Origin of the sequence: Variovorax brevis (assembly GCF_030317105.1) — a bacterium.
Lineage (GTDB): Bacteria > Pseudomonadota > Gammaproteobacteria > Burkholderiales > Burkholderiaceae_C > Variovorax > Variovorax brevis.
This window is the reverse complement of sequence record NZ_JASZYG010000054.1, coordinates 1-8089: the sequence shown is the minus strand read 5'-3', so window position 1 is coordinate 8089 and position 8089 is coordinate 1. Positions and strand designations below refer to the sequence as shown.

The 8089-nt window shown below is 63.3% G+C and carries 7 protein-coding genes and 1 pseudogene; 7 read left to right on the top strand and 1 reads right to left on the bottom strand.

Annotation, left to right across the window (positions count from 1 at the left end):
- Positions 1-105: pseudogene (locus QTI66_RS39005) on the top strand (tripartite tricarboxylate transporter substrate binding protein); the annotation flags it as partial.
- A gap of 720 nt (positions 106-825) precedes the next feature.
- Here QTI66_RS39005 and QTI66_RS39000 read toward each other — a convergent pair.
- Positions 826-1578: a GntR family transcriptional regulator gene (locus QTI66_RS39000; protein WP_286565744.1), complete on the bottom strand. Its 753-nt coding sequence runs from the start codon at positions 1576-1578 to the stop codon at positions 826-828.
- 203 nt (positions 1579-1781) lie between these two features.
- On the opposite strand from QTI66_RS39000, the gene QTI66_RS38995 reads away from it, so the two are divergent.
- The 6 genes from QTI66_RS38995 (at position 1782) to QTI66_RS38970 (ending at position 7797) form a co-directional block, all read left to right on the top strand.
- Entirely contained in the window at positions 1782-2672 is an 891-nt protein-coding gene (locus QTI66_RS38995; RefSeq protein WP_286565742.1) for a dihydrodipicolinate synthase family protein, read from the top strand.
- An 88-nt stretch (positions 2673-2760) separates the two neighbouring features.
- Positions 2761-3681 (top strand): Bug family tripartite tricarboxylate transporter substrate binding protein, encoded by a 921-nt coding sequence (locus tag QTI66_RS38990; protein WP_286565741.1) that lies wholly within the window; start codon positions 2761-2763, stop codon positions 3679-3681.
- A gap of 201 nt (positions 3682-3882) precedes the next feature.
- Positions 3883-4779 carry a dihydroxyacetone kinase subunit DhaK gene (locus QTI66_RS38985; RefSeq protein WP_286565740.1) on the top strand — a complete coding sequence of 299 codons (897 nt, stop codon included), beginning with the start codon at positions 3883-3885 and terminating at the stop codon, positions 4777-4779.
- Positions 4779-5381, top strand: coding sequence for a DAK2 domain-containing protein (locus QTI66_RS38980; protein WP_286565739.1), 603 nt, complete (start codon positions 4779-4781; stop codon positions 5379-5381). The genes QTI66_RS38985 and QTI66_RS38980 overlap by 1 nt, the downstream gene beginning before the upstream one ends.
- On the top strand, positions 5378-6796 hold the full coding sequence (locus QTI66_RS38975) for an FAD-binding oxidoreductase (RefSeq protein WP_286565738.1): 1419 nt from the start codon (positions 5378-5380) through the stop codon (positions 6794-6796). The genes QTI66_RS38980 and QTI66_RS38975 overlap by 4 nt, the downstream gene beginning before the upstream one ends.
- 20 nt (positions 6797-6816) lie before the next feature.
- Positions 6817-7797, top strand: coding sequence for a Bug family tripartite tricarboxylate transporter substrate binding protein (locus QTI66_RS38970; protein WP_286565737.1), 981 nt, complete (start codon positions 6817-6819; stop codon positions 7795-7797).
- Positions 7798-8089 lie beyond the last annotated feature (292 nt).

Here is an 8089-nt window from a genome sequence, read left to right as displayed (position 1 = left end):
AAGCAGTCCTTCATCGTCGAGAACAAGCCGGGCGGAGGTTCCAACATCGGCGCCGATTTCGTCGCCAAGGCGCCGGCCGACGGCTACACCTTCCTGATCGCTGCGACCTCGTGAAGTGTAATAAAGATGCGACCGTTGCGATCTCACAAAACTCAATGAAATCAGCAACTTAGCGGGCGTCCAAGGGGCTGCGGTCGCAACATTACGCCCATTTTTTTGGTACTAAAGTTGCGACCGTGTTGATGAAAGTAGTAATTTTGCATCCTCACCTGGGTTTCGCACGGTCGCATCTTTACTTCCGACGACCGCCCTGCCCATGCGGACGGTCCGCGCAGCATTGTCATCAACTTCTGAGTCCCGCTTCGCAATGCTCCGACCGGCGAGTTCCGGTTTATCGAGGGGCAGGAAGCGATCAAAGACGATGCCAATGCGTCGTTGCAGGACTCCCCTGCCCTGCGGCAATTCGCGATATGCATACCGTGATACAACGCTCACAGAGTATCGTTGCACAGGATTGTTGCGCGATCATCGCGCAGACGAGACCGCGGTCGCATCTTTACTACGCAAAGGACGCAGCTTTATTACACTTCACGCCGGCGATGCTCGCCAGCGTGGACAACACGCGCTGCTTCACTGCCATCGTAGTCGACTGAGATACCATGCAACCTCTCACTCGAGTGTGCCCGCATCGGCCACGATCACGCTGAATCGCTGGCTACGATCAGACTGAAATGCCCGGCTACGATCGCTGAAATACGCAGCGTGCGACCTTGATGCCGGCCCGCCAACGCGTGGATATCCTCGGCGAATGCTCGGCGCGGACAGTCAGCGTTCAAGCACTTGAAGCGCCGCGTTTGTACTCGCACTCATCGCACCTGATTGGTTTGACCCTAGCATCGCATCGAGAACACGTGCCCTGGAGCGCTCGATGTGCTCGCTGATGGATTTAATTGCCTTGTCCTCATCGCGCGCCATCAACGCGGCGATGAAAGCCAGGTGTTCCTCCATTGCGGGAACGATGCGCATCGGGCGAACCAGACCGGCGTCGAGGCGTATGAGCCTCACATGCAAACTGTTTACCCGGTAGATCTCGGACAGGATCTCGTTGCCGATGCTGTCGACCATCGTGTCGTGCAGCCCCCAATCCACCGTCTGCGCGTCTGCGTCAAGGGTCGGGTCGGGCTGGGCCGAACTGGCGCGCTCGAGGATCGCCAGGTGTTGCGCTTCGATGCGAGCCAACTCTTCGTCCGATGCCGAATGCAGGAAGTGGCGCACTGCTTCCCGCTCCACCATGCTGCGCACCTGAAAGGCGTTGCGGATCAGCTTCAGGTCCACCGGCGCGATCTGCAGGCCGCGCTTAGGCACGGTAACGATCAGCCGGGCCGCCTCCAACCGAGGAATCATCTCGCGGATGGCCCCTAGGGGGAGGTCCAAAAGGCGAGTGAGTTCGCGCTGCGACACGAACTGCCCTGGACGGATCTTGGCGCTGAGGATCTGGCGGCGAAAGCTTTCGTAGGCGAGCGTGCGTTGTGACACGGGGGGTGGTACGGCGGCGGGCTTCCTCTTGGTTGCGTTCATCACATGCCTTCCTGGCTGCGTTGTTCTTCGGACTATGCACGACTCTACGCGTGGCGCGCTCTAACAGCCCAACCGTGCTGACCTGAACGCGCTAGGGTTTTCACTGACATGACACTAACATGTCAGTAGTTATACACTAGCTACGCAGCGCCGCCATCGGTGGCGTCCCGTCCAACTCACCCGCAACGAATGGAGCACTTTTCATGAGTCTTGAACTGACCGGCGTCATCCCTCCCCTTGTCACCCCTTTCACCACCAATGGCGACATCGACGAAGCAGCGTTCCGCAAGGTGATCCGTTTCAACCTGGACAAGAAGGTCCATGGCGTGTGCCCCGGCGGCAGCAGCGGCGAGGGCCACACGCTGACGATCGAAGAGTTCAAACGCCTGCTGGAGATCACCGCGGAAGAGGTGGCGGGCGCTGTGCCGATCGTGGCCGGCATCATTTCCAACAGCACACGTGATGCGATCAACCGCGCCAAGGCGATCTCCCACCTACCCATCGCCGCGCTGCAGGTCACACCGGTTCACTACCTGTTCAAGCCAGACGAGGACGCCACATACCGCCACTTCAAGGTGCTGACCGAGGCGGTCGACATCCCGGTGATCATCTACAACGTTGTGCCGTGGAACTACCTGAATCCGGCCCAGATGATCCGCCTGATGAAGGATCTGCCCGGAGTACAAGGCATCAAGCAGAGCCAGGGCGACCTCAAACTGATGGCCGATCTGCTGCTGGGCGTGCCCGCCGGCTGCAAGGTCTACTCGGCCGTGGACGCGCTGCTGTATTCGTCATTCGCCCTGGGCGCCCATGGCACGATCGCTGCCACACCGGCCGCACTACCAGGGGTTTGCGTGAACCTGTGGAACACGGTGCAGGCCGGCGACCACGTGAAGGCGCTGGAGATGCACAAGTCCATGCTGGCCTTCTGGAACGCCATTGTTGCGGACAACCTGCCCGCGAACCTGAAGACGTCCATCACGCTGCAAGGCTGCGACGCCGGCCTTCCCCGTGCACCCATGCCGCCCACCAGCGACGCCCAACTGGCCAGAATCAGGGCCGCGCTCGACGACGTACTGCGCTTTGACATCTGACATCTGACGTCTTGGAGACATACGAATCATGAATATCCAACGTCGCGAGCTTCTGAAGCTCGGAACACTTGCCGCTGCAGGCAGCGCAGTGGCCATCCCGGCATGGGCGCAGGAGTTTCCCAGCAAGCCGGTGACGATCGTGGTGCCGTTCGCGCCGGGCGGTAACACCGACATCGTGGCGCGCACGGTGGCGGTGGCGCTGGGCAAGATGCTAGGCCAGTCGGTGATAGTGGACAACCGCGCAGGTGCCGGCGGTTCAATAGGCGCCATGCAGGTTGCCCGCGCCGCCCCGGACGGATACACCTTGCTGCTCTGCGGCGCCGGCGTAGTGGTCACAGTGCCGGAAATGGTGAAGACCAGCTACAGCCGCTCCAACTTCGCACCGCTGGGTCTGGTGAACAAAGGTTCGATGGTGCTGCTCGCGCGCAAGAACGAAAGCCGGTTCAAGAATTTCAAGGAATTCGCCGCCTACGCGCGTTCTGCCGAGGGCAAGCTGATTGCTGCGCACTCCGGACCGGGGACACCTAACCACCTTGCCTTGATTCAGCTCGAGAACCTGCTCAAGGCCAAGTTCACAGTGGTCGGCTACAAGGGCTCGGGCCCCGCGCTGATCGATTTGATCGGCGGACAGGTCGACGTGCACTTTGACCAGGTCAGCAGTTCGCTGCAGCACATCAAGGGCGGCACGCTTCAGCCTCTCGCGGTGCTGGGGCCGACGCAAGATCCTTCACTCCCCGGCGTGCAGACCGTCGCGGAACTTGGCTTCGGCGAGATCGATGGCACCACCTACGTCGGGGTGCTTGCGCCCAGCGGTACGCCCATGGCGATTCAGGACAAGCTCGCCGCCGCGCTCGCGCAAGCCGTCAAGGATCCCCAGACGGTAAACAGTGCCCGCGAACTCGGCAGCGTCGCCTATTCCAGCACGCCGCAGGAGTTCGCCCGCTTGCTCGACGCCGAGTACGCACTGGCCTCGCAGGCCACCAAAGATGGCCGCCTGAAAGCGGACTGACCGGGTTACTCCTTTGCTTGCCGCCCGCGCAAGCGGGCGTCGGCAGTGCCCTGCCTGACTGGCGCGCACATGCCGCCCAGACGAGATGGATTCCTCTGTGAAAAAAATACTTAACGACGCCAACGCCTACGTCGACGAGATGCTCGACGGCCTGTGCTTGGCCCACCCCGAGCTGCAGCGCCGCGGAGACGGTGGCCGCGCGTGGTAGCCCGCAGCCGTGGCGCAGTGGCCGGCAAGGTAGGCATCGCCACCGGCGGCGGCTCGGGCCATCTGCCGGTGTTCCTTGGCTACGTTGGTGACGGACTGCTGGACAGCTGCGCCGTCGGCAACGTGTTTGCAGGCCCGCGCATGGACGACTGTATCGAAGCGATGCGCGCGGCCGATGGCGGCGCGGGCGTGCTGCAGCTCTACGGGAACTACGGCGGCGACCGCATGAACTTCGACATGGCGGCCGAGATGCTCGAGCTCGAGGGCATGCCGGTGGCATCGGTTCGCGTCGCCGACGACGTGGCGAGTGCGCCCGCCGAGCAGCGCGAGAAGCGCCGCGGCGTCGCCGGCCTGGTGCTGGTCTACAAGGCAGCGGGCGCCAAGGCAGCAAGCGGCGCGCCGCTGGACGCGGTGGCTGCATTGGCGCGCAAGGCCAACGATGCATGCCGCTCAATCGGCGTGGCGCTCGCGCCCTGCGTGGTGCCGGAATCGGGCAAGGCCTCCTTTGCCATTGATGAGGGGGAAGTCGAATTCGGCATGGGCATCCATGGCGAGCCGGGGATCTGGCGCGGGGCCCAGAAATCGGCCGACGCCCTGGCCGACGAGATGCTGGCGCACTTGCTGCCCGAACTCGCACTGGCGCGCGGCGACCGCGTCGCCGTGCTGGTCAACAGCTTGGGCGCCACGCCCGCGGAAGAGCTCTACATCCTGTACCGCCGCGTGGCGAGCGTGCTGGCGAACCAGGGCGTGACGATTGTGCGCCCGCTGGTGGGCCGCTACGCCACCTCGATGGAAATGGCAGGCGCGTCGCTCAGCGTGATGAAGCTCGACGCGGAACTGGAGGCCCTGCTCGCCGCGCCGGCAGACTGCCCGTTCTGGAGCGTGCGGTGATGCTCGATGCTGCCACTCTCTCGGCCGCCCTGCCCGGCTGGTGCGCGGGCGTCCACGCCGCCGCGTCCGAACTGAACGAGCTCGACGGCCGCCTGGGCGACGCCGACCTGGGCGCCACGCTGGACAAATGCGCCACCCTGGTCAAGCAGGCCCTGCCCGAAATGCCCGACACCCTGGAAGGCATCTTCAAGCGCTGCGCGCAGGCATCGGCCAAGGCCTCGGGCTCCAGCTTCGGCACGCTGCTGACCGTGGCGCTGATGACCAGCGCCAAGCGCTGCGCGGGCGTGACTGCGCTCGACCACGCGCAGCTGGCTGCGCTGCTGGCCGACGTAGTCGCGACGCTCTCGGCGCGCGGCGGCGCCAGTCTGGGCGACAAGACCGTGCTAGACGGATTGAACGCGGTCCACCTCGCAATTGCCGCAGCGCCCGCAGGCGCCGAAGCGTGCCGCGTGGCCAGCGACGCGGCGCGTGCCGCACTCGACGCCTTCCGCGACAAGCCCAACCGCATCGGCCGCGCCCGCATGTTTGCAGACAAGACGATCGGCATGGACGACCCCGGCATGGTGGCCCTGCTGCGCATGGTCGACGCGCTCCAGTCATGAATTTTCCGAAGTCACGCGATGCGGTCGCCCGCGATGTGCAGGCCTTGTTGCCTCAGTTGCGCGAGCGCTTTGGCGATCGGCTCAGTACGTCTGGCGCGGTGTGCGAGCAGCACGGCCATGGTGAAGGGGTGCCAGACTCCGCGCCGCCCGATGCGGTGGTGTATGCCCTCAGCAACGAAGACGTCGCTTTCGTGGCTCGTGCCTGCTTCGACGCGCAGGTGCCGGTGATTCCGTTCGGCACCGGAACCTCGCTTGAGGGCCACGTAGTTGCCGTGCATGGGGGTGTTTGCGTCGATTTGTCGAGAATGAACGCGGTTCTTGACGTCGACGCCAATGCGCTTGATTGCCGCGTGCAGGCCGGCGTGACGCGTGAAGAACTCAACGCCCACGTGCGCACGCAGGGGCTGTTCTTTCCGATCGACCCTGGCGCCAATGCGTCGCTCGGTGGCATGGCATCGACACGCGCGTCCGGCACGGCAGCCGTGCGCTACGGCACGATGCGCGAGGCCGTGCTCGGCCTGACGGTCGTCACGGCCGACGGCCGTATTGTTCGCACCGGTACACGCGCCCGCAAGAGCGCCGCTGGTCTGGACCTGACACGCCTTTTCGTGGGCAGCGAAGGCATTCTGGGCTTCATCACGGAGGTGCAGTTGCGCTTGTGGGGCTTGCCGGAAATGGTGCAGGCCGCCGTGTGCCAGTTCCCGGATCTGGAGTCTGCCATGTCAGTGGTTATCGCCGCAATGCAGATCGGCGTGCCGGTAGCCCGCATCGAACTGCTGGACGAAGTGCAGATGGACGCCTGCAAGCGCTACTCCAAGCTGGAGGAGTTCGAGGCATGGCCGACACTGTTCATTGAGTTTCATGGCTCCCCAGCGGCCGTTCGCGAGCAGGTCGCCACGATGCAGTCGCTCGCCGAGGAATCGGGCGGCAGCGGCTTCGCATGGGCCGAGCGTCCGGAAGACCGTACGCGACTTTGGAAGGCACGGCACGAGTGCTACCACGCCAACATTGCGCTACGGCCGGGTTCCGCCCTGATCGGCACGGACGCCTGCGTTCCGATATCGAATTTCATCGCTTGTGTGATGGAAACGCGCGAGGACGTGCGACTCAGCGGACTGACGGCGCCCTTGGTCAGCCACGCCGGCGACGGCAATTTCCATCTCGGCATCGTGTTCGACCCCGCCAGCCCCGATGAGCGCGCGCGTGCCGACGGCTTGGCTGAGCGAGCGTCGATGCGGGCGATTCGGTATGGCGGCACATGCACCGGCGAACACGGCATTGGCCTGCACCGCATCCATCAACTCGCCGCCGAACACGCCGAAGGTGTGGCGCTGATGCGTGCTCTCAAGGCCGCGCTCGACCCGCGCGGAATCATGAATCCGGGAAAGATGCTGCCGGAAGTTCCAATCAATTGAAGACTTAAAGGAGATACGAGATGCTGATGAAATTTTTCCTGCGCCGTCGCGCGCTGATGGTGAGCTTGGTTGCTGCGCCTCTCACCTTCGGCATGGGCGGGGCAGTTGCCCAGAGCTTCCCAAGTCGCCCGATTGAACTGGTCGTTCCTTACGCAGCCGGTGGATCGACCGACGCGCTCGGACGGGCTTTTGCGGATGCCAGCCGTAATCATTCGTCGCAACCAATTGTTGTCGTGAACAAGCCGGGTGCCGGGGGTTCGATCGCCGCGAATGACATCATCAACTCAAAGCCGGATGGCTACAAGCTGGGTCTCTTTACCAACGACATTCTGACGACGCCATTGCTTGGTCTCGCGAAGTTTTCGTACCTGGATATCGAGCCGATTGCACAACTGAACTTTGATCCTGTCTCGATCATTGTTCGGTCGGACGCGTCCTGGAAAACAGTTGGCGAGTTTCTCGCTGCGGCTAAAAGCGCGCCGGATGGGCTGCGCATCGGCACCACCGGTAACGGAACGCTGAGCCATCTGGCCGCCGCAGCGCTCGTAGACAAGACGGGGGCTAAACTTTCGCCGATTCCGTATCAGGGTGCCTCGCCGGCCATTCTGTCTTTGCTCGGAGGCCACATCGAGGCGGTCACGGCAACCCCCCCGGAAGTCATGTCACATGTTCAGGCTGGGACGCTTCGCATCATCCTGGTTCTGGCCGATCAGCGAAGCAAAGCTGCCATGGACGCGCCGACTGCCAAAGAGTCGGGGATTGACTTGTCCGTCGTCAGTTGGCGCTACCTGGGCGTGTCGAGAAAGACGCCTGCGGACGTCGTCGCCAAGCTGCGCCAGATCGCTGCAGACACTGCCAAGGACCCTGCCATGACTGCCGCATTGGAGAAGCAGAACATCGGCTACAAATTCACCGACGGGCGAGAGTTCCAGGCGGTGCTGGACAAAGAGCACGACGTCATGAAAGACCTGATTACCAAGGTCAACATGCAAGCTAAGTAGGTCGGCGACCGCCAAGGAGACAAGATGAACTCAAGGGCCCGAACGATCTCGCTCGCCTGTGGACCGCAAATATTCCGTCCGTCGTCTCACCGGTAGATGGTTGGCTCGGACCGAACACCGTGGCACGATGAGGCCATGGTGATGCTCGTGCAGATCGTGCTCCGCCTGATTGAAGACGCCCTGCAGTGGCTGGTGCTGCTGGCGCGCTCGGATGAGTCTGTCCGGGCCGAGAATCTTGTGCTGCGTCGCCAACTGGCCATGTTCGTCGAGCGGGGCATCCAGCCTCGTCGCG